General features: G+C 71.1%; 20 protein-coding genes and 5 tRNA genes. 13 read left to right on the forward strand and 12 right to left on the reverse strand.

Translation table 11 applies throughout. The features are described 5' to 3' along the window. Positions 1-138 precede the first annotated feature (138 nt). The 4 genes from WQO_RS16200 to WQO_RS16215 all read left to right on the forward strand — a co-directional run bounded on the left by WQO_RS16200 (position 139) and on the right by WQO_RS16215 (position 3,732). Positions 139-1,182, forward strand: coding sequence for a fatty acid desaturase family protein (locus WQO_RS16200; RefSeq protein WP_010056493.1), 1,044 nt, complete (start codon positions 139-141; stop codon positions 1,180-1,182). Between the two features lie 125 nt (positions 1,183-1,307). Continuing rightward, positions 1,308-2,117, forward strand: coding sequence for an alpha/beta fold hydrolase (locus tag WQO_RS16205; RefSeq protein ID WP_010056491.1), 810 nt, complete (start codon positions 1,308-1,310; stop codon positions 2,115-2,117). Further along, entirely contained in the window at positions 2,117-3,376 is a 1,260-nt protein-coding gene (locus WQO_RS16210) for a PP2C family protein-serine/threonine phosphatase (RefSeq protein WP_010056490.1), read from the forward strand. The genes WQO_RS16205 and WQO_RS16210 overlap by 1 nt, the downstream gene beginning before the upstream one ends. Further along, positions 3,373-3,732, forward strand: a complete 360-nt coding sequence (locus WQO_RS16215; protein ID WP_010056489.1) for an STAS domain-containing protein — start codon at positions 3,373-3,375, stop codon at positions 3,730-3,732. The genes WQO_RS16210 and WQO_RS16215 overlap by 4 nt, the downstream gene beginning before the upstream one ends. Positions 3,733-3,892: 160 nt before the next feature. Here WQO_RS16215 and WQO_RS16220 read toward each other — a convergent pair. The 6 genes from WQO_RS16220 to WQO_RS16245 form a co-directional block, all read right to left on the reverse strand. Beyond that, a tRNA-Lys gene (locus WQO_RS16220) sits at positions 3,893-3,966 on the reverse strand. Between the two features lie 230 nt (positions 3,967-4,196). Beyond that, the gene (locus WQO_RS16225; RefSeq protein ID WP_058954006.1) at positions 4,197-6,407 is read right to left on the reverse strand and encodes a DEAD/DEAH box helicase; all 2,211 of its coding nucleotides are present in this window, start codon (positions 6,405-6,407) and stop codon (positions 4,197-4,199) included. A gap of 239 nt (positions 6,408-6,646) precedes the next feature. Continuing rightward, positions 6,647-7,231: a hypothetical protein gene (locus WQO_RS16230; protein ID WP_058954007.1), complete on the reverse strand. Its 585-nt coding sequence runs from the start codon at positions 7,229-7,231 to the stop codon at positions 6,647-6,649. A 157-nt stretch (positions 7,232-7,388) separates the two neighbouring features. Continuing rightward, the gene (gene crcB / locus WQO_RS16235) at positions 7,389-7,763 is read right to left on the reverse strand and encodes a fluoride efflux transporter CrcB (RefSeq protein WP_010064939.1); all 375 of its coding nucleotides are present in this window, start codon (positions 7,761-7,763) and stop codon (positions 7,389-7,391) included. Then, on the reverse strand, positions 7,760-8,251 hold the full coding sequence (locus WQO_RS16240) for a FluC/FEX family fluoride channel (protein ID WP_010064940.1): 492 nt from the start codon (positions 8,249-8,251) through the stop codon (positions 7,760-7,762). Before WQO_RS16240 ends, crcB begins: the two co-directional genes overlap by 4 nt. Continuing rightward, the gene (locus WQO_RS16245) at positions 8,248-8,598 is read right to left on the reverse strand and encodes a metallopeptidase family protein (RefSeq protein WP_006125792.1); all 351 of its coding nucleotides are present in this window, start codon (positions 8,596-8,598) and stop codon (positions 8,248-8,250) included. Before WQO_RS16245 ends, WQO_RS16240 begins: the two co-directional genes overlap by 4 nt. A gap of 136 nt (positions 8,599-8,734) precedes the next feature. Here WQO_RS16245 and WQO_RS16250 point away from each other — a divergent pair, with 136 nt between their 5' ends. The 4 genes from WQO_RS16250 (at position 8,735) to WQO_RS16265 (ending at position 10,794) form a co-directional block, all read left to right on the forward strand. Beyond that, positions 8,735-10,432, forward strand: coding sequence for a metallophosphoesterase family protein (locus tag WQO_RS16250; protein WP_010064941.1), 1,698 nt, complete (start codon positions 8,735-8,737; stop codon positions 10,430-10,432). A gap of 80 nt (positions 10,433-10,512) precedes the next feature. Continuing rightward, positions 10,513-10,585, forward strand: a tRNA-Glu gene (locus tag WQO_RS16255). 38 nt (positions 10,586-10,623) lie between these two features. Next, positions 10,624-10,698 (forward strand) — tRNA-Asp (locus WQO_RS16260). A 22-nt stretch (positions 10,699-10,720) separates the two neighbouring features. Continuing rightward, a tRNA-Phe gene (locus WQO_RS16265) sits at positions 10,721-10,794 on the forward strand. Positions 10,795-10,835: 41 nt separating this feature from the next. On the opposite strand, the gene WQO_RS16270 is transcribed toward WQO_RS16265, so the two are convergent. From WQO_RS16270 to WQO_RS37135, 3 genes are all read right to left on the reverse strand, one after another. Then, entirely contained in the window at positions 10,836-11,717 is an 882-nt protein-coding gene (locus tag WQO_RS16270; RefSeq protein ID WP_010056797.1) for a cytochrome c biogenesis CcdA family protein, read from the reverse strand. After that, positions 11,714-12,517, reverse strand: a complete 804-nt coding sequence (locus WQO_RS16275) for a DsbA family protein (protein WP_010056798.1) — start codon at positions 12,515-12,517, stop codon at positions 11,714-11,716. The genes WQO_RS16270 and WQO_RS16275 overlap by 4 nt, the downstream gene beginning before the upstream one ends. A 73-nt stretch (positions 12,518-12,590) precedes the next feature. Continuing rightward, the gene (locus WQO_RS37135; RefSeq protein ID WP_010056799.1) at positions 12,591-13,169 is read right to left on the reverse strand and encodes a hypothetical protein; all 579 of its coding nucleotides are present in this window, start codon (positions 13,167-13,169) and stop codon (positions 12,591-12,593) included. A gap of 133 nt (positions 13,170-13,302) precedes the next feature. Between WQO_RS37135 and hrpA the strand changes: the two genes are divergently transcribed. The 3 genes from hrpA to WQO_RS35090 all read left to right on the forward strand — a co-directional run bounded on the left by hrpA (position 13,303) and on the right by WQO_RS35090 (position 17,822). After that, on the forward strand, positions 13,303-17,235 hold the full coding sequence (hrpA, locus tag WQO_RS16285; RefSeq protein ID WP_058954008.1) for an ATP-dependent RNA helicase HrpA: 3,933 nt from the start codon (positions 13,303-13,305) through the stop codon (positions 17,233-17,235). A 128-nt stretch (positions 17,236-17,363) separates the two neighbouring features. Then, a tRNA-Asp gene (locus tag WQO_RS16290) sits at positions 17,364-17,438 on the forward strand. 153 nt (positions 17,439-17,591) lie between these two features. After that, a complete protein-coding gene (locus tag WQO_RS35090) occupies positions 17,592-17,822 on the forward strand; it encodes a DUF6274 family protein (RefSeq protein ID WP_073822288.1) in 231 nt (76 codons plus the stop codon). A gap of 575 nt (positions 17,823-18,397) precedes the next feature. Here the strand turns inward: WQO_RS35090 and bldC are convergent. Both bldC and WQO_RS16300 read right to left on the reverse strand, forming a co-directional pair. Continuing rightward, the gene (gene bldC, locus WQO_RS16295; RefSeq protein WP_003949541.1) at positions 18,398-18,604 is read right to left on the reverse strand and encodes a developmental transcriptional regulator BldC; all 207 of its coding nucleotides are present in this window, start codon (positions 18,602-18,604) and stop codon (positions 18,398-18,400) included. A 656-nt stretch (positions 18,605-19,260) separates the two neighbouring features. Further along, on the reverse strand, positions 19,261-20,106 hold the full coding sequence (locus WQO_RS16300) for a DUF8083 family protein (protein ID WP_010056432.1): 846 nt from the start codon (positions 20,104-20,106) through the stop codon (positions 19,261-19,263). A gap of 175 nt (positions 20,107-20,281) precedes the next feature. On the opposite strand from WQO_RS16300, the gene WQO_RS16305 reads away from it, so the two are divergent. Together WQO_RS16305 and WQO_RS16310 are read left to right on the forward strand one after the other, a co-directional pair. Further along, positions 20,282-21,373 (forward strand): Leu/Phe/Val dehydrogenase, encoded by a 1,092-nt coding sequence (locus WQO_RS16305; RefSeq protein WP_029181900.1) that lies wholly within the window; start codon positions 20,282-20,284, stop codon positions 21,371-21,373. A gap of 281 nt (positions 21,374-21,654) precedes the next feature. Beyond that, positions 21,655-21,912, forward strand: coding sequence for a DUF3073 domain-containing protein (locus tag WQO_RS16310; protein WP_006125824.1), 258 nt, complete (start codon positions 21,655-21,657; stop codon positions 21,910-21,912). A 138-nt stretch (positions 21,913-22,050) separates the two neighbouring features. On the opposite strand, the gene purM is transcribed toward WQO_RS16310, so the two are convergent. Beyond that, complete coding sequence (gene purM, locus WQO_RS16315; RefSeq protein ID WP_010056437.1) at positions 22,051-23,124, reverse strand: phosphoribosylformylglycinamidine cyclo-ligase; 1,074 nt, start codon at positions 23,122-23,124, stop codon at positions 22,051-22,053. Between the last annotated feature and the right edge of the window lie 48 nt (positions 23,125-23,172).

Consider the following 23,172-nt stretch of genomic DNA (forward strand, 5'->3'; position numbering starts at 1 on the left):
GAGGGGAGGCGGCCGAGGCCGCGCCCCTTCGACCCACCAGTCCAGCGACAGCGGTCACGTCCTCGGCTGTTCCGTTCCCACCACATCGCGGTGACCGCCCAACGGCTGCCCGGTGTCGGCCACGAGAGGTTCGTACTCATGACCGCAGAAGTCTCCGTCCGCCCCGAGCGGACGACCGGGAGCGATTTCGCCCGGCTGTCCAAGAGGATCGCCGACCACGGCCTGATGGCCCGACGACCCCGCTACTACGCGGTCCGTATCGTGGCCGTGAGTGCCCTGTACGTCGCCGGCTGGACCGCGTTCGTCCTCGTCGGCGCCTCCTGGTGGAACCTGGCCGTCGCCGTCTTCCTGGCCGCGGTCTTCGGCCAGGTGGCGCTGCTGGCCCACGACATCGCCCACCGCCAGGTCTTCCGGCTGCGCAAGGCCAGCGAGAGGTCGGGGCGCATCACCGCGAACATCGGCATCGGCATGGGCTACGGCTGGTGGCAGGACAAGCACACCCGCCACCACGCCAACCCCAACCACGAGACACTCGACCCCGACATCGAGCCCGATCTGCTGGTCTGGTCGCAGGACCAGGCCCGCTCGGCCAAGGGCCTGCCCCGGCTGATCGGCCGCTCGCAGGCGTACCTGTTCTTCCCTCTCCTCACCCTGGAAGCCATCAACCTGCACGTGTCGGGCCTGCGGGCGCTGGCCGACCGTTCGCTCAAGCACCGGATGCTGGAGGGGTCCCTGCTCGTCGCGCACTGCGCGGCCTACCTGACGGCGCTCTTCCTGGTGCTTCCGCCCGGCATGGCGATCGCCTTCCTCGCCGTCCACCAAGGCCTCTTCGGTCTGTACCTCGGCTCCGTCTTCGCCCCCAACCACAAGGGCATGCCGATCCGGACGGGCAACGACCGGCCGGACTTCCTGCGCCGCCAGGTCCTCACCTCACGCAACGTGAGCGGCAACTGGTTCACGGACATCGTCCTGGGCGGGCTGAACTACCAGATCGAGCACCACCTCTTCCCGAGCATGCCCAGCCCCAACCTGCGCAAGGCCCAGATCGTCGTCCGGCGCTACTGCGAAGAGCTGGATGTCGCCTACCTGGAGACCAGCCTGATCGCCTCCTACAGGCAAGCACTCCGCAGCCTCCACCAGGCAGGCGCTCCCCTGCGCCGGACAGAGGCACGCCCCGCGTGACCGGTGATCCCTCACCCCGCCGACGCGGCCGCAACCGCGCGACGCTCCCGCCGGGCTCAGCCGTCAGCCCCGGTTGCGAGCTACGGGAGAAGCCCTCGCGCCGGGAGTCTGCCACGATGGCGCGCATGGACGTGCGGAGCAGGAACCATGTCAGGGTGACCGGGCGGGCCGGTGCGCCGGTGGTGATGCTGGCGCACGGGTTCGGGTGCGACCAGAACATGTGGCGTCTGGTGGTGCCTGCGCTGGAGCGGCACTTCACCGTCGTCCTCTTCGACCACGTCGGCTCGGGAAACTCGCAGCTGTCTTCCTGGAGCCAGGACCGGTACGGATCGCTGGACGGTTACGTCGCCGATGTCCTGGAGGTCGTCGGGGAGCTGGCGCTGGGGCCGGTCATGTTCGTGGGGCATTCGGTGAGCGCGATGATGGGCGTGCTGGCCGCCGCGCGCGAGCCGGAGGCGTTCGCCGGACTGGTGCTGCTCGCACCGTCTCCCTGCTTCATCGACGATCCGGCCACGGGGTACCGGGGCGGCTTCAGCGCCGCCGACATCGATGAGCTGCTGGAGTCGCTGGACGCCAACTATCTCGGCTGGTCGGGCACGATGGCACCGGTGATCATGGGCAACCCGGATCGGCCCGAGCTGGGCGAGGAGCTGACGAACAGCTTCTGCCGCACGGATCCGGAGATCGCGCGCGTCTTCGCCCGGGTGACGTTCCTGTCCGACAACCGCGCCGACCTCGCGGCAGTGCGGGTGCCCACGCTGGTCGCCCAGTGCTCCAGCGATGCGATCGCACCGCCGGAGGTCGGCACGTTCGTCCACGCCCGGATACCGGGAAGCCGGCTGGTCACACTGAACGCGACGGGGCACTGCCCTCAGCTGGCTGCTCCGGAAGAGACCGCTGCGGCGATCGCCGCGTTCGCCGGGGCGGCGCGGTGATGTGCGAGACGGGCGACGCGGCGGACAGCAGGGACCCGGCACCCGTGGATGAGGAGGCCCGCTTCTCCGAACTGCTGGAGGACAGTGCCGAGGACCTCTACGAGCACGCCCCGTGCGGCTACCTCTCCACCCTGCTGGACGGCCGGATCGCCAAGGCCAACACGACCCTGCTGGACTGGCTTGGCTACCGGCGCGGCGATCTGGTGGGACGCATGGCCTTCTCCGACCTTCTGACCGTCGGCGGCCGGCTCTATCACGAGACCCACTTCGCCCCGCTGCTGCGGATGCAGGGCGAGATCAGCGGCATCGCCCTGGAACTCAAGGCGGCCGACGGCTCCCACCTGCCGGTCATGGTCACCTCGACAGTCAAGACCGGCAGCGACGGGCAACCCCTGCTGATCCGCACCACCCTCTTCGACGCCCGCGACCGCCGCGCCTACGAGACGGAACTGCTGCGGGCCCGCCAGGAAGCCGACCAGGAACGCGACCGCCTCAAGCTCCTGAACACCACCCTTCAGAAGACACTGCTGCCGCCCACGCTGGCCAACGTGCCCGGCCTGGACGTCGCCGCGCACTACCACATCGCCTCCGTCGACGAGGTCGGCGGCGACTTCTACGACCTGTTCCCCCTGGCCGCCGGGACCTGGGGCCTGTTCCTGGGCGACGTGTGCGGCAAGGGCGCCGCCGCCGCGGCCGTCACCTCCCTGGCCCGCTATACCCTGCGCGCCGCCGCCGTCTACGACCCGGACCCGGCCGCCGTACTCGCCAACCTCAACACCGTCCTCAACCACGAGTACCAGGGCACCGACCCCCGCTTCTGCACCGTCGTCTTCGGCCTTCTCACCCCCGACCCCGACCGCGGCGGCTTCCGCATCACGCTGGCCAGCGGCGGCCACCCCCCGGCCCTGCTGATGCGCGCCGACGGCACCGCCGACTACCTGCCCACCCCCGGCGGGCAGCTCATCGGGGCCCTGCCCGACGCCCACATCGCCACCACCACCGTCCACCTCGCCCCCGGCGACACGCTGCTCCTGCACACCGACGGCCTCACCGAAGCCCACACCACCGCCGTTGGAGGCGAGGACCGCTACGGCGACGAGGCTCTCCTCGACTTCGGCCACGACCTCGCCCCCACCACCGCGTCGGACACCATCGGCGCAGTCCGCGACCTGCTCCGCACCTTCGGCACCGGCGTGGACGACGACACCGCCGTTCTCGCCATCCACGTGCCCCGATCCCTCAGTGAAGAGCAGCAGTGACCCAGCACTTGACCCTCAGCACCCGCACCACCGCTGCCGGCACGGTCATGGAACTCGCCGGGGAACTCGACCACCACACCGCACCCCAGGTCCGCGACGCCCTGCCCGGGCTCGCCCTGCGCCCGGGACAACAGCTCGTCATCGACCTCAAGGGCATCACCTTCTGCGACTCCAGCGGAATCACCGCCCTGATCGCCGCCCGCAACCACGCCCTGGCCGCCGACGCGACCATCGCACTGGCCGCCCTCCCCGAACACCTCGCCCGGATCATCCGCATCATCGGCCTGGACCAGGTCTTCCCCACCCACCCCACCGCACAGCACGCCGAGGACGCCTGGCGAACCGTCTCGGATTGATCCGCCGGATCTCCCGTCCGAGTCACGCAGTGGTCGGCGTACAGCACCGCAGGACGTGCGCCTGACGCGGGAACCACATGGCGAAGCGCCCCCACCCGGACGGGACCGGATGGAGGCGCTTCTTCGCAGATGGCGGGCTTGTGCCCTGTCCTGCTGTCGGTAGGCCGTGTGGGACTCGAACCCACAACCAACGGATTAAAAGTCCGCTGCTCTGACCAATTGAGCTAACGGCCCGTGCAACATCACCCCCCGAGCATAGCCCGCCCGGTCCCGGCAGCCGATCCGGTATCGGTCTTGGGCCCGTCGCGCGCGTTGCGGGAGCCCGGCGTGGGCTCAGGAACAGGTGGGACGAGGGGGTCGGGAACAGCAACAGGGCCCGTACGTCACCGAGTCGGTTCGGTGGCGTACGGGCCCTGCCGGTCTGTCAGGCGGACCTGCTCGGCCGGGGGCCGGCCGGGCCGGGGTCAGCCGTTGCGCTTCCAGCGCGGCTTGTCGTCGCGGCGGCCGAACGAGCCGGTGTTGGTGCCGGTGTTGGCGCCACGGTGGTCGTCACGGCGGCCGGTCGGGCGGTCGCTGCCGCCGGAGCGGAAGCCACCCGACGGGCGGTCGTCGCGACGGTCACGGTTGAACGGGCGGTCGCTGCCGCCGGAGCGGTAACCGCCGGAGGGGCGGTCGTCGCGACGGTCACGGTTGAACGAGGGGCGGTCGTCGCGGCGCTCGAAGGAGCGGCCACCACGGTCGTCCCGACGGTCGTTGCCACCGGAGCGGAAGCCACCCGACGGGCGGTCGTCACGACGGTCACGGAACGACGGACGGTCGTTGTCGCGACGCTCGAAGGAACGGCCACCACGGTCGTCCCGACGGTCGTTGCCACCGGAGCGGAAGCCACCCGACGGGCGGTCGTCACGACGGTCACGGAACGACGGACGGTCGTTGTCGCGACGCTCGAAGGAACGGCCACCACGGTCGTCCCGACGGTCGTTGCCACCGGAGCGGAAGCCACCGGAGGGGCGGTCGTCACGGCGGTCGTTGCCGCGGTAGCCGCCACGGTCGCCACCACGGTTGTCGCGGCGCTCGTAGTTGCCCCGCTCGTCGCGGCGCTGCTCGTCGCGGGCGGCCGGCTGCTCGGGGACGGAGATGGCGGCCACCAGGGCGGCCTCCGCCTCGGCGGTGACCTCGGCGACCGCGGCCTCCGGGTCGTCGCCCCGCTCGCGGGCGGCACGGGCGACCAGGCGGTCGGCCTCCTCGCGGAGCTCGACGGCGCGGCGCTGGACGCGCTCCAGCTGCTTCGTCAGGTCGGCGGCCTCGCGCTCGGCCTGCTTGGCGGCGTTGTTCGCGGAGTCGGCCTGGACCTCGGTGAGCGAACGGGCGCCGGTGATCTCGGCGACCTCCGGCTCGAAGACGCCCGCGCCCTGGACGATGTGGCGCGAGGCGTCGACGCCCGCGTCCTCCATCAGGCGGAAGATCTGGCGGCGCTGGTGCGGGAGCGCCAGCGAGACGACGACACCGGACTTGCCGGCGCGGGCGGTACGGCCCGAGCGGTGCAGGTAGTCCTTGTGGTCACCGGCCGGGTCCACGTTCAGGACCAGGTCGATGCCGTCCACGTGGATACCGCGGGCGGCGACGTCGGTCGCGACGAGCGCGTTGACGTAACCCTTCTTGAAGTCCTCCAGGACCCGCGTACGGGCGCCCTGGGTCATGCCGCCGTGCAGCGCGTCGGCCTTCACGCCGGACTCGATGAGCTGCTCGGCGATGCGGTCGGCGCCCAGCTGGGTGCGGACGAAGATGATGGTGCGGCCCTTGCGGGCGGCGATGGCGGCGGTGACCGGCGCCTTGTCCTTCGGCTTCACGACGAGGACGTGGTGCGACATGGTCGTGACGTTGCCCTGGGCGCTGTCGACCTCGTGCGTGACCGGGTTGGAGAGGTACCGCTTGACCAGCGTGCCGATCTCGTTCTCCATGGTGGCGGAGAAGAGCATCCGCTGACCGCCGGCCGGGACCTGGTCCAGCAGCTCGGTGACCTCGGGCAGGAAGCCCAGGTCGGACATCTGGTCGGCCTCGTCGAGGACGGCGACCTGGACGTCCTCCAGGGAGCAGGCGCCGCGGTTGATGATGTCGCGCAGCCGGCCCGGGGTGGCGACGAGGACGTCGACGCCGCGCTCCAGGGCGTAGATCTGGTTGCCCATCGACGTACCGCCGCAGACGACCTTCATCTTGAGGCCGAGCACGTCGCCGTACGGCTGGAGCGCGTCCGCGACCTGCATCGCGAGCTCACGGGTCGGGGTGAGGATGACGGCGCGGGGCTTCTTCTTCTCGGTGCGGCCACCGGCCAGCGCGGCCAGGGTGGGCAGACCGAAGGAGAGGGTCTTGCCGGAGCCCGTACGGCCACGGCCGAGGATGTCCTTGCCGGCCAGGGCGTCCGGGATGGTCGCCGCCTGGATCGGGAAGGGGGTGGTGACGCCGTTCTGCGCGAGCTTGCGGACGATGCCCTCGGGCAGGCCCAGGTCGCCGAAGGTGACGGTCGGCTCGGCGGAGGCCTCGGCCTCGGGGGCCTCAGCAGCCTCGGACACCTCGTCGGTCTTCTCGGCGGCCGGGGCGGTCGCACCGGCGGGGGCCTCGGTCACGGCGGACTCGACCAGCTCGGCGAGCTCGGCGTTGTCGACGTTCTCGGGCATGACGGTGCGGTCAGAACTGGAAATTGACATGCGAAATGCGAAACCTTCCGGAGTCTCGGCACGCGCCCATAACTCCGTGATTCGCAATTTCGACCGCCTCAATGCGGTCCAGCCACGGCAAGGGAGAGTACGCGCCACACGGCGCTCTTCTGTGTCGGCGCCGGGCAATGGGATCAAACGATCTACCACCATACGCACCCTCACCCACCTTGCGCAAACCACCCCCGCTGTGACGCCGGCTACACCGGCCCCACCTGCGGCGATGCCTCCGGCGTCCGCAGCGGGCCGACCGGCTGCGGCCCGCCCGTCCCCTGGGCCCGGAACTGCGCGGCGGGCGATGCCGACGGGGGCGGCTCCGGCGGGTCGGTGGGCTGCGGCTCGGGGTCCGGGTCCGGGGCGGGCGTCGGCGGGGCCGGCGGCTCCGGGGTGACCGGCGGCGGCTCCCCCGGCCCCGGGGTCGAGGGCGTCGGCGTGGGCCGCACCCCGCCGCCTGCGCCACGGGTGGGCTGCCCGGGAGCGGCCGGTTCCGGGCGGGCGTCCTTCGCGGTGGCCGACGGCTTCGCACCGGAGGCGTCGGGGCGCGGGCTGCTGCCGGGAACGCCCCGGTCCGAGTGGGGGTGGGCGCCCCCGCCGCGTCCTCCGGACTGCCCGGAGCCGGGGATCGTGTTCCCGGCCGGATCGGTCTGGGAGCCCTTCGGGCCTGCGGACCGTGAGGGCCCCGGGCCTCCGGCGCCGTCCTCGCCGACGCTCATGCAGCCGGTGGACGCGGCGATCGTCAGCGCGGTGACGGCTGCCCAGCGGACAGGGGCGGGGAACTGGCGCACGAGGGGCACCTCCGGGGCGAGGGAGCGGGAGCGTGGCGAGGGGTGGAGCCCGCGACGCCGGAGCGAGGCTTCGCACCGTGCCCAACTCCCCCGACCCCGCCGGAGACACGCCCGAAACCGCAACGCCCCGCACATGCCCTCACCGCACGCAGCCCCGCTACCCCCCGAACCCGCCCGCCAGTTCCGCCCCCAGGAACACCGCGCCCAGCCCCGCGAGCAGGGACGCCAGCACATTGGCCGCGGCCAGGAAGGCACGGCCCGTCTCGGCCAGGCGGAGGGTCTCGTACGAGAAGGTCGAGTACGTCGTCAGCGCCCCGCACAGGCCCGTCGCCAGCAGGGCGTGCACCGGGGAGGAGACCGCGGCGCCGGTCAGTACGCCCAGCAGCAGGCTGCCCGCGATGTTCGCCGTGAAGGTGCCCCACGGGAAGACGTACGGGACGCCCGGCCCCTGGTACGTCTGCACCGCACGGTCCGTCAGATAGCGCAGGGGCGCGCCCACCGCGCCGCCGATCGCCACCAGCAGCCAGGTCACGCCGTCCGCCCCTCGGCCCGCGCGCCGGATCGCTCACCCGGTCGCCCGCCCCGGTCCAGCCAGGCCCGCGTCGCCACGGCCGCCGCCCACACCGATGCGAGCGCTGCCGCCGCCGTCGCCACCGTGTACGCCATCGCCACCGCGATCTCCTGACGGACCAGCAGGCCCGAGACGTCCGCCGCGTACGTCGAGAAGGTCGTGTAGCCGCCGAGCACCCCGACGCCGAGGAAGGGCCGTACCAGCGGGCGGGTGATCCGGCCCCGCTCGACGGTCAGCACCATCAGGGCGCCGATGAGGGCGCAGCCGGTCACGTTGACGGCGAACACCGTCCACGGGAAACCGTGACCCGGCGTCGGCCACAGCACCAGCGCCCCGTACCGCGCGAGGGCTCCGAGCGCGCCACCCGCCGCGACCGCCGCCAGCACCCGGCCCTGCGGTGCGGACGGCGGGCCGGGCTCCGGCAGCTCCCGCGGTTCCTGCTCGCTCATCCGTACCCCAGGGCATGCAGCCGCTCGTCGTCGATGCCGAAGTGGTGGGCGATCTCGTGGACCACGGTGATCTCGGTCTCCGCGACGACGTCCTCCTGGGTCTCGCACATCCGCAGCGTCGGGCCCCGGTAGATGGTGATCCGGTCCGGCAGCACCCCGGCGTACCACTCACCGCGGTCGGTGAGCGGGGTGCCCTCGTAGAGCCCGAGCAGGTCGGGGTCGCCGGGGTCCGGTTCGTCCTCGACGAACACCGCCACGTTGTCCATCAGCCGCGTCAGCTCCGGCGGAATCCGGTCCAGAGCCTGGCTCACCAGCTCCTCGAACTGTTCGCGCGTCATCTCCAGCACCCGGCCATTGTCCCGTACGGGGGCCGGGTACGGGCAGATGGCCACCGCCCGGCATCGCGGCGACAGGGTCCGTACGGACGCATGACCGGTGGCGCCGCCCGGCATGGCGAAGGCCGTACCGGGGCATACGGGCCCAATGGTCCGCGTCCCGTTCCGTGCCGCAGCCGACCGCGTCCGGCACCGCCTCAGCCAGCTCGTCCGCCCGGCGTCCCGGAGCCGTACCGCCGCCCCGAAAGCCTCCCGCGCGACGGACCGAACCGGCGCGACGGCCCCCGGCGGTCCGAAGGCACCCCACCCGGCGGTCCCCGGCGACCTGGCGGCCCCCGCCCGCAGCCCCTGGCTCCGCGCGCTCGGCATGCTCGCCGTCGTCGTGCTGGGGGCCTGGCTGGGACTGCTCGCCGTGGGGTCCATCCGTACGCCGGTCGGCCCCATGGACACCAACATGACGCTCCGCCCCTCCCTCACCGGCGGCAGCAAGATCAACGTGGCCCCGCTCGGCGCCCTGGAGCTGGACTCGCACATCGCGCCGCTGCGGCTCGACGTGGACGTGGACCGCCTCGACCCCGAGCGCTCCCAGGCCCTGGTCGACCAGCCGGAACGGTTCTCCGGCCTGGAGGACGAGGTGACCCGGGACGTCGCCGCCGGGACCAAGGAGCTGGCCGTACGCTCCTGCGTCGCCGTGATCTCCGGCGCCACCGCCCTCGGCCTCGTCGTCTACCGCCGCCCCCGCCGCGCCCTGGCCGCCGGCGGGCTCGCCCTCACCCTGCTGGCCGCGTCCGGCGTCAGCGCGTACGCCACCTGGAACCCGAAGTCCGTGCTGGAGCCGAAGTTCTCCGGGCTGCTCTCCAGCGCCCCGTCGCTGGTCGGCGACGCCCGCTCGATCGTCACCGAGTTCGACATGTACCAGCAGGAACTGGCCCGCCTGGTCACCAACGTCACCAAGCTGTACGACGCGACCTCCACGCTCCCCGTCTACCAGCCCGACCCCGGCACCATCCGGGCCCTGCACGTCTCCGACATCCACCTCAACCCGGCGGCCTGGCACATCATCGCCTCGCTCGTCGAGCAGTACGAGATCGACGTGATCATCGACTCCGGCGACACGATGGACCACGGCTCCACCGCCGAGAACGGCTTCCTCGACCCGATCCGCGACCTCGGCGCGCCCTACGTGTGGGTGCGCGGCAACCACGACTCGACCGTCACCCAGGACTACCTGGAGAAGTTCCGGAACGTCCGCGTCCTCGACGACGGCAAGGCGGTGAACGTCGGCGGGCTGCGGATCGCGGGCACCGGAGACGCCTCCTTCACCCCGGACCGGACCGGGCCCGGCGGCAACAAGGCGGCCGCCCAGCTGGAGGGCGCCCGCCTGGCCACCGCGCTGCGCGACCAGGAGCGCGCGGGCACCCCCGTCGACATCGCCGTCGCCCACGACCCGAACACCGCCCGGGCGACCGACGGCACGGTCCCGCTGGTGCTCTCCGGCCACCTCCACCGCCGGATCAACGAACAGCTGAAGCTCGGGACCCGGCTGAAGGTCGAGGGCTCCACGGGCGGCGGCGGGCTGCGCGCCGTGCAGAACGAGAAGCCGGAGAAGGTGCACGCCTCGGTGCTCTACCTGGACCGCTCCACCCGCCGGCTCCAGGCCTGGGACGAGATCACACTCGGCGGTCTCGGGCTGACGACGGCCGAGGTCAGCCGCCATCTCCCGGAGGAGAACCTGAAGAAGGGCTCCCCCGGCTCGCCCTCCCCGTCGCCGTCCCCCACGCCGTCGTCCGCGTCCTCGTCGCCCTCCGCGACCCGCTCCCCGGGGCGCCCGACCCCATCGCCGTAAACCGTTTTGGCGATAGCTCCACCCATCCCATATGCTTCTCACGTCCCCGACGCGCTGCAAAGCGAACCGGCGGGCCAATAGCCCTCATCGTCTAGTGGCCCAGGACGCCGCCCTTTCAAGGCGGTAGCACGGGTTCGAATCCCGTTGGGGGCACGTTTCACCGTGTGCGAGACTTGTTTCGCGCATTGCTTGGTCCTGTGGAGCAGTTTGGAGTGCTCGCCACCCTGTCAAGGTGGAGGCCGCGGGTTCAAATCCCGTCAGGACCGCTTGCAGCCCCAGCGGCTGCGTGGCTGGGTAGCTCAGTTGGTACGAGCGATCGCCTGAAAAGCGATAGGTCGCCGGTTCGATCCCGGCCCCAGCCACTTCACGAAGGCCCCGTCCACCGGACGGGGCCTTCGCCGTGTCACACCTTCCCGGTCTCGGCCTGCTCCTCCTGAACCTTCTCCTCCGCCGGTACGCCGGCGTCGCGCCGCCGCCAGGCCCGTACGCCCAGGACCAGCAGCGCCACGAGCACCACCGCGACCAGCGCCATCCCGTCCGGCACCCGTTCGCCGAGCTTCTGCGCCCACTGCTCGACCGCGAACGAGTCGTCGACCCCGAGCAGGCCGGGCAGCGCGGTCGTCCCGTCGTAGACGAGGAACAGCGCGCCGAGGCCGATGAAGAACAGGCCCGACAGCAGCGATGTGGTGTGCAGCTGGAACCGGCCGCCGAGCTGGACGGTCCGGCCGCGCAGCCAGGTGCGGCGGCCGAGGTCGAAGCGTTCCCAGAGCAGGGCGAGGACGAAGAGCGGTACGGCCATCCCGAGCGCGTACACCGCCAGCAGCAGTCCGCCGTAGACCGGGCTGCCGCTGACCGCCGCGACGGTCAGGACGCTGCCGAGGATCGGGCCCGCGCAGAATCCGGCCAGGCCGTAGACCGCGCCCAGCGCGTAGACGGAGAACGCGGTGGTGGGGCGGAGCCGGCCGCTCAGCTCGGCCATCCGCCGGGAGGCGAAGCCGAGGCCGACGATCTGCGCGACGCCCAGCACGATGATCAGCCAGCCCGCGCCGGTGACGAGGGCGTCCCGGTGGCCGTAGAACAGCCGCCCGGCGTACGAACCGGCCGCGCCGAGCGGGACGAGGGTGGTGGCGAGCCCGGCGTAGAAGATGCCGGTGCGGGCCAGCAGCCGGGAGGTGGAGTCGATGGAGTACGCGAAGAACGCCGGGAGCAGCAGCGCGCTGCACGGGCTGACCAAGGCGAGCAGCCCGCCGAGGAAGGCCGCGAAGTAGCCGATGTCCGCCGTCACTTGGCGGGCTCCCCAGCCTGGCCCGCCGTCCCCTGGGTCTTCGCCTGCTCGGCGGCGGACTCGATGGCCCGGGTGAACGTCTCGTCCGGCTGGGCGCCCGCGATCGGGCGGCCGTTGATCAGGAACGACGGGGTGGACGTGGCGCCGATCCCGTACGCCTGCTCCTGGTCCTTCTTGACCGACGCCCGGGCCGTATCGCCGTCGAGGTCCTTCATGAACCGGTCCAGGTCCTTCACCCCGGCCTCCTCGGCGAGTGCCTTGACCCGGTCCTTGCCGAAGCCCTTCTCCTTCGCCCCCTCGGCGTAGGCGGCGCGGTGGAACTCCCAGAAGCGGTCCTGCTGCCCGGCGGCCCAGGCGCCGCGCGCGGCGTTCTCGGACTCCTCGCCAAAGATCGGGAAGTTGCGCCACTCGATGCGCAGCGTGCCCTCCTTCACGTACTTCTCGATCAGCTCCGGCTCGGTGTCCCGGGCGAACTTGCCGCAGTAGCCGCACTTGAAGTCGGCGTACTCGATCAGGACGACCGGGGCGTCCGCCGGGCCGATGGCCAGCTTGTCGTCGGCGTCCCGGCGGGCGAGCTTCGCCAGCTCCGGGTAGACGCCCGCCTCCGGGTCGGCGGAGACCTCGGCGGCGGGGCCGGTGGCGGTGGTGTCCTTCGACGCGGTGTCGGGGGCGGTGGCCTTGTACGAGGCGAAGCCGAGGAGACCGGCCGCGACGACGACCACCGCGCCGTAGACGAGGGGCTTGCGCGTGCTCGCGGACTTCGGGGACGGCGAGGGCTTCGGGTTCTTGGGCGTGGACATGCGGCACTCCGTGCTGGTGATGCGGGAGGAAGGGCGGACGGTGCGGGGCGGGCGGGTGCCCGCCGGACGCCTCCTACACCCGCAGCACGGAGAGTTCGACCGGGGTCGGGGTGTACGGGAGGGGGGCGCGGGCCCGTATCGGCGGCGGCTCGGCCGGCAGCGCGCCCGTCGCGGCGGGCAGCCCCCAGGGCGCGAGCCCCGGCGCGTGGTCGTGGGCGGACCGGGCGCGGGAGGGGACGGCGGGCTCACCGTCGTGATCACGGAGCTTCCCGCAGCCGGGGACCGGGGCGCGCTCTCCGGAGGCCTCGGTCGCGAGGGCGGGGGCGTCGGTCGCGAGGGCGGGGGCGTCGACCTCGGCTGCGAGGGACTGTGCCCGCTCACCGGAGGCCTCGGCCACGGGGGCGTGGGTCTGGGCCTGGGCCGGGGTCTGGACCTGGGCCCGGTGCTGCGCCCGGTCCGGAGCCGAGCCCTCGGCCCTTCCCTGAGCCGGGCCCTCGGCCTGAGCCGGGCCCTGCGCCACGTGCGTCACCGGCGCGCCGGAGGCAACGGGAGAGGCCCCCGGACCGGCGGCGGCGACCGCCCCCGGTCCGCACAGCAGCCCCAGCACCACCGCGAGCAGCGCCGTCAGGCTCCACCACTGCGTACGGGACACGGGACCGGGCCTTTCTCGCGCGAGCGGTGGTGACGGGGGCGTTCGACTGCCCGAAATGGTACGTGCCGCGTGACGCAGCCCGCGCGAAATGAGGTCGCCACTGGCCGGGCCCGGGTGAGATCCTTGGAGCCGTATGTCTACTTCCTTCGCCGATCTCCAGTCCCAGCTCGGTCAGCTCTCGCTCCGCGACGCGAACCGGCTCGGCCGGCGCCTCGAAGGAGCGCGCCGCATCCGCAAGCCGGGGGCCCGCCAGTCCGTGCTGGACGAGATCGCGGCCGAGGCGGGCAAGGCGGCCGAACGGCTCGCGGCGCGCGCGGCCCGGCTGCCCGCCCTGTCGTACCCGGAAGAGCTGCCGGTCAGCCAGAAGAAGGACGAGATCCTGGAGGCGATACGCGACCACCAGGTCGTGATCGTCGCGGGGGAGACCGGGTCCGGGAAGACCACGCAGCTCCCGAAGATCTGTATGGAGCTGGGGCGCGGTGTCCGGGGCATGATCGGGCACACCCAGCCCCGCCGGATCGCCGCCCGTACGGTCGCGGAGCGCGTCGCGGACGAGCTGAAGACGCCGCTGGGCGAGACGGTCGGCTGGAAGGTCCGCTTCACCGATCAGGTGAACCCGGAGTCGACGTATCTGAAGCTGATGACGGACGGCATCCTGCTCGCCGAGATCCAGACGGACCGCGAGCTGCTGGCGTACGACACGATCATCATCGACGAGGCCCACGAGCGGTCCCTCAACATCGACTTCCTGCTCGGCTATCTGGCCCGGCTGCTGCCCCGCCGCCCCGATCTGAAGGTCGTCATCACCTCGGCGACGATCGACCCCGAGCGGTTCGCGCGCCACTTCGGGGACGCCCCGATCGTGGAGGTCAGCGGGCGGACGTATCCCGTCGAGGTCCGCTACCGGCCGTTGCTCGAAGAGGACAGCGAGGACTCCGACCGGGACCAGATCACCGCCATCTGCGACGCCGTCGACGAGCTGGGCCACGAGGCCCCCGGCGACGTCCTGGTCTTCCTCTCCGGTGAGCGCGAGATCCGGGACACGGCGGACGCGCTGAACAAGCGCAACCTCAGACATACCGAGGTGCTCCCCCTCTACGCGCGTCTCTCGCACGCCGAGCAGCACCGCGTCTTCCAGCGCCACACCGGACGCCGCATCGTCCTGGCGACCAACGTCGCCGAGACCTCGCTGACCGTCCCCGGCATCAAGTACGTGATCGACCCGGGTAACGCCCGCATCTCCCGCTACAGCCACCGCACCAAGGTCCAGCGGCTGCCGATCGAGCGGATCTCCCAGGCCAGCGCCAACCAGCGCAAGGGCCGCTGCGGCCGTACCTCGGACGGCATCTGCATCCGGCTGTACTCGGAGGACGACTTCGTCACCCGGCCGGAGTTCACCGATCCCGAGATCCTGCGGACCAACCTGGCCTCCGTCATCCTCCAGATGACCGCCGCCGGGCTCGGCGACATCGAGAAGTTCCCCTTCATCGACCCGCCGGACCACCGCAACATCCGCGACGGCGTCCAGCTCCTCCAGGAGCTGGGTGCGCTCGACCCGGCGGAGAAGGACCCGAAGAAGCGGCTGACCCCGCTCGGCCGCAAGCTCTCCCAGCTGCCCGTCGACCCGCGCCTGGCCCGCATGGTCATCGAGGCCGACAAGAACGGCTGCGCCCGCGAGGTCATGGTCATCGCCGCCGCGCTCTCCATCCAGGACCCGCGCGAGCGGCCCGCCGAGAAGCAGACGCAGGCCGACCAGAACCACGCCCGGTTCAAGGACGAGACCTCCGACTTCCTGGCCTTCCTCAATCTCTGGGCCTATGTCCGCGAGCAGCAGAAGGAGCGCGGCTCGTCCTCGTTCCGCCGGATGTGCAAGCAGGAGTATCTGAACTTCCTGCGCATCCGCGAATGGCAGGACATCTACGCGCAGCTGCGGACGGTCGCCAAGCAGATGGGCATCACCGTCGAGGAGCCCAAGGCGGAGGCGTCCATCCCCGAGCAGGCGGTGCACACCTCGCTGCTGGCCGGGCTGCTGTCGCACATCGGGCTGAAGGACACCGAGAAGAACGAGTATCTGGGCGCGCGCAGCGCCAAGTTCGCGATCTTCCCCGGCTCGGCGCTGTTCAAGAAGCAGCCCCGGTTCCTGATGTCGGCGGAGCTGGTGGAGACCTCCCGGCTCTGGGCGCGGGTCAACGCCAAGGTCGAGCCCGAGTGGATCGAGCCGCTGGCCGGGCACCTGCTGAAGCGGACCTACAGCGAGCCGCACTGGGAGAAGGACCAGGCGGCGGTGATGGCGTACGAGCGGGTGACGCTCTACGGCGTGCCGATCGTCGCCCAGCGCAAGGTCAATTTCGGACGAATCGACCAGGAGGCCTCGCGGGATCTGTTCATCCGCAACGCCCTGGTCGAGGGCGACTGGCGCACCCACCACCAGTTCTTCCACGACAACCGCAAACTGCTCGGCGAGGTCGAGGAGTTGGAGCACCGGGCCCGTCGCCGCGACATCCTCGTGGACGACGAGACCCTGTTCGACTTCTACGACCAGCGGATTCCCGAGCACATCGTGTCCGGGGCGCACTTCGACTCCTGGTGGAAGCACAAGAAGCGCGAGGAGCCGGACGCGCTCGACTTCGAGCGCTCCATGCTCATCAACGAGAAGGCCGGGGCCGTCACCAAGGACGACTACCCGGACTCCTGGCGGCAGGGGAAGCTCAAGTTCAAGGTGACGTACCAGTTCGAGCCCGGCGCGGACGCGGACGGTGTGACCGTGCACGTGCCGCTCCAGGTGCTCAACCAGGTCACCGCCGAGGGCTTCGACTGGCAGATCCCGGGGCTGCGCGAGGAGGTCGTCACCGAGCTGATCCGCTCGCTGCCGAAGCCGATCCGCCGGCACTACGTCCCCGCCCCGAACTACGCGGACAAGTTCCTGGACCGGGCCGTCCCGCTCCAGGAGCCGCTGCCGCAGACCCTGGCGCGCGAGCTCCAGCGGATGGTCGGCGTCCCGGTCACGGCGGACGACTTCGACCTCTCCCGGGTCCCGGACCACCTCAAGATCACGTTCCGGATCGTCGACGAGCGGCGGCGGAAGGTCGCCGAGGACAAGGACCTGGAGGCGCTGAAGCTCCAGCTGCGCCCGAAGGCCCGCCAGGCGCTCTCCAAGGCCGCCGCGGCGACCGCGGGGCCCTCGGGCGAGTCCATCGAGCGCTCGGGCCTCACGGACTGGACGATCGGCACGCTGAACAAGGTCTTCGAGACCCGTCGGGCCGGTCAGCCGGTGAAGGCGTATCCGGCCCTCGTCGACCAGGGCGAGACCGTGGCGGTACGGCTCTTCGACACCGAGGCCGAGCAGCAGCAGGCGATGTGGCGCGGCACCCGGAAGCTGATCATGCTGAACATCCCGGTGAACCCGGCGAAGTTCGCGTCGGACCGGCTGAGCAATCAGCAGAAGCTGGCGCTCTCCCGCAACCCGCACGGCTCGGTGCAGGACCTCTTCGAGGACTGCGCGACCGCCGCGGCCGACCGGCTGATCGCCGCGCACGGCGGGCCCGCGTGGGACGAGAAGGCGTTCCGGACGCTGTACGACAAGGTGCGCGCGGACCTGGTGGACCTCACCGTCCGCACGATCGACCAGGTGCAGCAGATCCTGGCCGCGTGGCAGGCCTGCGAGCGCCGGCTGAAGTCGACGAACAGCCTGGCGCTGGTGGCCAACGTCACCGACGTACGGGAGCAGCTGGCCCGTCTCGTACCGCCCGGTTTCGTTACGGCCACCGGGCTGCGCCGGCTGCCGGACCTGATGCGCTACCTCGTGGCGGCCGACCGGCGGCTCCAGCAGATGCCGACGGCCGTCCAGCGGGACACCACGCGGATGGAGAAGGTCCACGAGATGCAGGACGAGTACGCGTGGCTGCTCGAACAGTTCCCGCAGGGCAGGCCGGTGCCGCAGGAGGCGCTGGACGTCCGCTGGATGATCGAGGAGCTGCGGGTCAGCTACTTCGCCCACGCGCTGGGGACCGCGTTCCCCGTCTCGGACAAGCGGATCGTGAAGGCGATCGACGCCCTCGCGCCCTGACGCGGGGCCGCCGGAGGGGACCGGGAGGCGGGTGACGGAGTCACCACCAGGAGTGAAGTCGACCTGGGCCTCCCACCTCCTGTACAGTCTGGTTTCGCAGCAAGCCGCAAGGCAAGCAGCGAAAACCTGGTCCTGTGGAGCAGTTTGGAGTGCTCGCCACCCTGTCAAGGTGGAGGCCGCGGGTTCAAATCCCGTCAGGACCGCAGTAGGAGAAAGCCCGGATCGTTTCGATCCGGGCTTTCTCGCGTCTTGACGGCTTCATCCGCCGCGGGTACCCCGTAGAAGCAGAGGCCTTGTCCGTACCCTCGGCGCTTCTCGCGGCGGGGGACGGCCGGGCCCACCGGGAGGTGGCTCGTATGTCCGCGTCCGCAGCTCGACATGAGACCCGCGCGCTGCTGCGCGCCCACCTGGCGGCCGCTTCCGCCTATCGCCATCTCACCCGGCACTGCGCGGTCTGCCATCGCCTCCTGCGCCTCGCCATGGAGCCCGGGGCGACCGCGGAGCCCGAAGGGGCGGCCGAAGCCCCTCAGGAGGCCGGCGGCGACGAGGACGAAAGACCCCCGGCAACACGACCATCGGCCGGGTGACTCCGCGTTCGGACAGTGGCAGGCTCGTAGTTGGCAAGCATCAGGCGATGTGACGGTAGTCACCGAAAGAGTTTTCAGAGCGGGGGATTTTACGCCTCCCCTACAACTGGTGAATTTAATATGTGCAATTGCACGGGGTCCGCGGAGTTGCGGGGACCGTTCCGTCCGGGGCTGTCCCACCGCGTCCGGGACGCTCACCCACACTCCCGCACAGACCCGCTCACAGACCCACGAACGCCCCCGCCGACCCCCTGAAGCCGACCGACCGCCCGGTTCTGACTCCGGGCCGGCACGGGCGCGGGAGCGGCCCGGAGAGCCCCTCCAGGGATCGTCCGGGCGGTCCGGGAGCCGGCCGGAAGGGCTCCGTCCGGGCACAAAAAAGATCGCGCTGGACCCGGCGGAGTCCAGCGCGATCGATACGACGAAAACCCGTGGAACACAGGTATGACGCCCGTTGGGGCAGGCGTCCGTCGAGTGGAGCTATGGGTGGGCGACTGGGGTTGGGGGACCTGCCAGCTGCCCGGATGTTGTGCGGTACTGCTGTGCTGCTGTTATCGCTGGTCGGCAGGGGTGTGTCAGGCCTCGCTGCGCTGCTGCGGAATACCCGCAAGCAGTGCGCGGACCTCTGCCTCGCGGTACCGGCGATGTCCACCGAGCGTGCGGATGGACGTGAGCTTGCCAGCCTTGGCCCAACGGGTGACCGTCTTCGGGTCCACGCGGAACATCGTGGCAACCTCAGCCGGGGTCAGCAGCGGCTCGGCATCAGGGGTGCGAGCGGTCATGAGCGGCCTCCTCGGGAGAACCGAACCTTCTCGGTTCTTTCCTCTAAATTCTGCACCTTGACCCGCGTTGCCCGAAATGGCGGACGCGGGCCGAGTCGGTTATAGGACGAACGGCTTGTCCTCGGCACTACAACTACACCATCCGTCCAGCCACGTCGGCCAAACCGATGGAATTGCCCTCCCAGGTGTTCATCAGCGACGGAAGCCGATGGACCATGCCATAGCGGACAGTCACGCCCCAGTGACGATCAGTCACAGAGCGATCAGGAGTCGTCAGACCCCCCATAGAGTGCAATGTCGAGCATTCTGCCCTTACTTGGACAGAAGGAGCCCTCCCCGGACTCCTTGTCCTATTTTGGCATGAGGGTTAGGGATAGGCGCAAGGGCCCCGTTAGTGCTGTCCATCACGCTTGAGTCAAAGGCCCGGTTCGGGACGTAGGTCCCGGGCCCAGCGGCGTACACCCCTGCCCCACCCGTCCCATGAGACCTCACGGGTCACGCGGAACGCCGGTTCACAGAACACCGGTTCGCGGATCGTCCGTCGGTTCACGGCCCGTCCGCTCCGCCTCCTCCCTCCTCCTCGCGTCCCAGCCTTTCGTCCTGGATGAAGGATGCCCCGGTTCCATCACGTTGATGCCGCTGTGGGTCTTTTCACGTCAATTGGTGAACTGGAGGTCCCGGACCGCCCGCCAGCGCTCCGCGAGCCGCGCGTACGCCTCCCCCGCGCCCTCGCTGTCGCCGTCCCGCAGCGCGGCGAGCCCCTCCGCCACATCCGCCGCCGACCGGTCCCCGGCGAGCCGGTCCGCCGGCAGCGCGTGGACGAGGCCCCCGTAGTCCAGCTCGACCAGCGAGCGCGGATGGAACTCCTCCAGCCAGCGCCCCACGTCCACCAGCCCCTCGGTCAGCGGCCCTTCGGGAACGCTCTCCCGCAGCGTCCGCAGCGCCCGCGCCAGCCGGCGCCGGGCCTCGACCATCGGCGTGCGGTAGCGCAGGACGGGCCCGGCCCCCTCACCGTCCGCCGCCGTGTACTCCCGCTCCTCGTCGCGGAAGAGGACGAACCAGCGCACCGGGACCTGCCACACCGTGGTGCGGATCCACGGCCGCGCGTCCGGGTGGAGCCGCCGCCAGCGCTCGTGGTCCGCCGCCGCCTGGCCGCGCACCACCGCGGGCAGCACGGCGTCGAGCACGTTGGCCGGAAACATGCCCCCCAGCTCCTCCAGGGCCAGCCAGCCCCGCAGCCGGGTCCGCCACGGGCAGACGCACACCACCCCGTCCAGCTCCGCCACGAACGCGTCACCGCTCTCGTGCACGGGCACCCCGACCGGCGGTGTCGCCACCAAGTCGGCCAGCGAGCGGCGCAGTTCGTCCTGGGCCGTGGGAAGCTCCTCGCGTTGCGCGTAGCGCGTCCAGTGGCTGCGCTCGGGCTCGGCGAAGGCGGCGAGCGGCTCGTAGATCCGGAGGTAGGACGTGTAAGGGACGCGCACCGAAGACACCACCGACATGGAGCGCATCGTGTCACGGCTGCGCACCCCCGGAGAGTGATCCTTCGCGCGGGGGCAGATACGCGCCGCCGGAGGACTTACGCTCTTGCCCATCGGACCGGCCGTGCCGGTCGGTCCGGGGTCCTCCCCACCCCTAGGAGGGCCTCCGCCGCTTCGTTCTTTGGGAGTCACCACAGTGACCGATGTGACTAGCGGGCACGTAGACGTACTGCAGACCCTGTTCCACTCGGATCAGGGGGGCCACGAGCAAATCGTGATCTGCCAGGACCGTGCCAGCGGCCTCAAGGCCGTCATCGCCCTCCACTCCACCGCCCTGGGTCCGGCCCTCGGCGGCACCCGCTTCTACCCGTACGCATCCGAGGCCGACGCCGTCGCCGACGCGCTGAACCTGTCGCGCGGGATGTCGTACAAGAACGCCCTCGCCGGCCTCGACCACGGTGGCGGCAAGGCCGTCATCATCGGCGACCCGGAGAAGATCAAGAGCGAGGAACTCCTCCTCGCCTACGGCCGGTTCGTCGCCTCGCTCGGCGGCCGCTATGTCACCGCCTGCGACGTCGGCACCTATGTCGCCGACATGGACGTCGTCGCCCGGGAATGCCGCTGGACCACCGGCCGCTCCCCCGAGAACGGCGGCGCGGGCGACTCCTCGGTGCTCACCGCGTTCGGCGTCTTCCAGGGCATGCGGGCCTCGGCCCAGCACCTCTGGGGCGACCCGACGCTGCGCGGCCGCAAGGTCGGCGTCGCCGGGGTCGGCAAGGTCGGCCGCCACCTCGTCGAGCACCTGCTCTCCGACGGGGCCGAGGTCGTGATCACCGACGTCCGCGCGGAGTCGCTGCGCGCGATCACCGACCTGCACCCCGAGGTCACCGTGGCGGCGGACACCGACGCCCTGATCCGTACCGAGGGCCTGGACATCTACGCGCCGTGCGCGCTCGGCGGCGCGCTGAACGACGACACGGTGCCGGTTCTCACGGCGAAGGTGGTGTGCGGCGCGGCCAACAACCAGCTGGCGCACCCGGGTGTGGAGAAGGACCTGGCCGACCGGTCGGTTCTCTACGCGCCCGACTACGTGGTCAACGCCGGCGGCGTGATCCAGGTGGCCGACGAGCTGCACGGGTTCGACTTCGACCGGTGCAAGGCGAAGGCGACGAAGATCTTCGACACCACGCTGGAAATATTCGCACGTGCGAAGGCGGATGGGATTCCGCCGGCCGCGGCGGCCGACCGGCTCGCCGAGCAGCGGATGGCGGAGGCGCGCTCCCGCTGACCGTCCGGCCGCCCGTGACCGCCGACCGGCGAGACAAGACTCACGCCGGTCGGCGGGTCGTACCTCCACAAGAGGTTAAAATCGCAGTTGACCAGCGAGGACGGGGCTCCTCACTGGCCCTGTGCCGGGGACCGGAATGCGGGCGGCGTACCGTATGGCCACGGAAGCAGGTACCGTTAAAGCCCTACGGGCGCGGTCTCTCTGCCGAGAGTCCGTCCTGAAACATGAACGCGTGTCAAGACTCTGGGGCCGTCGAGCCCCGTCACCGAGGGGGTCGAGCCATGGGGCGCGGCCGGGCAAAGGCCAAGCAGACCAAGGTCGCCCGCCAGCTGAAGTACAGCAGCGGCGGGACGGACCTGTCGCGTCTGGCCAATGAGCTGGGCGCATCGCCTTCGAGTCAGCCACCGAACGCAGAGCCGTTCGAGGACGACGACGAGGAAGATGACCCGTACGCACAGTACGCGGATCGCTACAACCAGGACGATGACGACGATCAGGACGACCAGTCCGGTCCGTCGTCACAGCGCCGCGGCGCTTGACCTCGCGCTGACACTTCAACCCGGTCCGGGCTCGCCCCGGGCCGGGTTCTGTGTGTCCCGGTCCGGTCCGCCCGTGCTGCGCGCCGGTTTCCGTGCCGTGTGCGGTGGTGCGCCGGGCGCACCACCGCGTGAGCGTGACTAGCGTGCGTAGGCCCCGGTCAGCTCGGCGCCCGTCGTGTGGTCGCCGCGGTCGGTGATCTCACCGGCGACCCAGGAGTCCACCCCGCGGTCGGCCAGCGTCGTCAGGGCCGCGTCCACCGAGTCGGCCGGGACGATCGCGATCATGCCGACGCCCATGTTGAGCGTCTTCTCCAGCTCCAGCTGCTCCACGTTCCCGGCCTTGCCGACCAGGTCGAAGACCGCGCCGGGCGTCCACGTGGAGCGGTCCACGGTGGCGTGCAGACCGTCCGGGATGACCCGGGCCAGGTTGTTGGCCAGGCCGCCGCCGGTGACGTGGCTGAAGCCGTGCACCTCGGTCGTCCGAGTGAGGGCCAGGCAGTCCAGGGAGTAGATCCGGGTGGGCTCCAGGAGCTCCTCGCCGAGCGTGCGGCCGAACTCCTCGACCTCGCGGTCCAGGGTCCAGCCGGCCCGGTCGAAGACCACGTGGCGGACGAGCGAGTACCCGTTGGAGTGAAGACCGGAGGACGCCATGGCGATGACGGCGTCACCCTTGCGGATACGGTCCGGGCCGAGCAGGCGGTCGGCCTCGACCACGCCCGTACCGGCTCCGGCGACGTCGAAGTCGTCCGGGCCCAGCAGGCCCGGGTGCTCGGCCGTCTCGCCGCCGACCAGGGCGCAGCCGGCCAGGACGCAGCCTTCGGCGATGCCCTTCACGATGGCCGCGACACGCTCGGGGTGCACCTTGCCGACGCAGATGTAGTCGGTCATGAACAGCGGCTCGGCGCCGCAGACGACGAGGTCGTCCACGACCATGCCGACGAGGTCGTGGCCGATGGTGTCGTACACGCCCATCTGGCGGGCCAGGTCCACCTTGGTGCCCACACCGTCGGTGGCGGAGGCCAGCAGCGGGCGCTCGTAGCGCTTGAGCGCCGAGGCGTCGAAGAGGCCGGCGAACCCGCCGAGTCCGCCGAGACCGGCGACCTCGGGGCGCTGGGTCTTCTTCACCCACTCCTTCATCAGCTCGACGGCGCGGTCACCGGCTTCGATGTCGACGCCGGCCGCCGCGTAGGAAGCACCTGTTGTCTCAGACATGGCCTGGGATCTTTCGTGTGGAGATACGGGGCTGGTGGGAGGGGCCGC

Origin of the sequence: Streptomyces globisporus C-1027 (assembly GCF_000261345.2) — a bacterium.
GTDB lineage: Bacteria > Actinomycetota > Actinomycetes > Streptomycetales > Streptomycetaceae > Streptomyces > Streptomyces pakalii.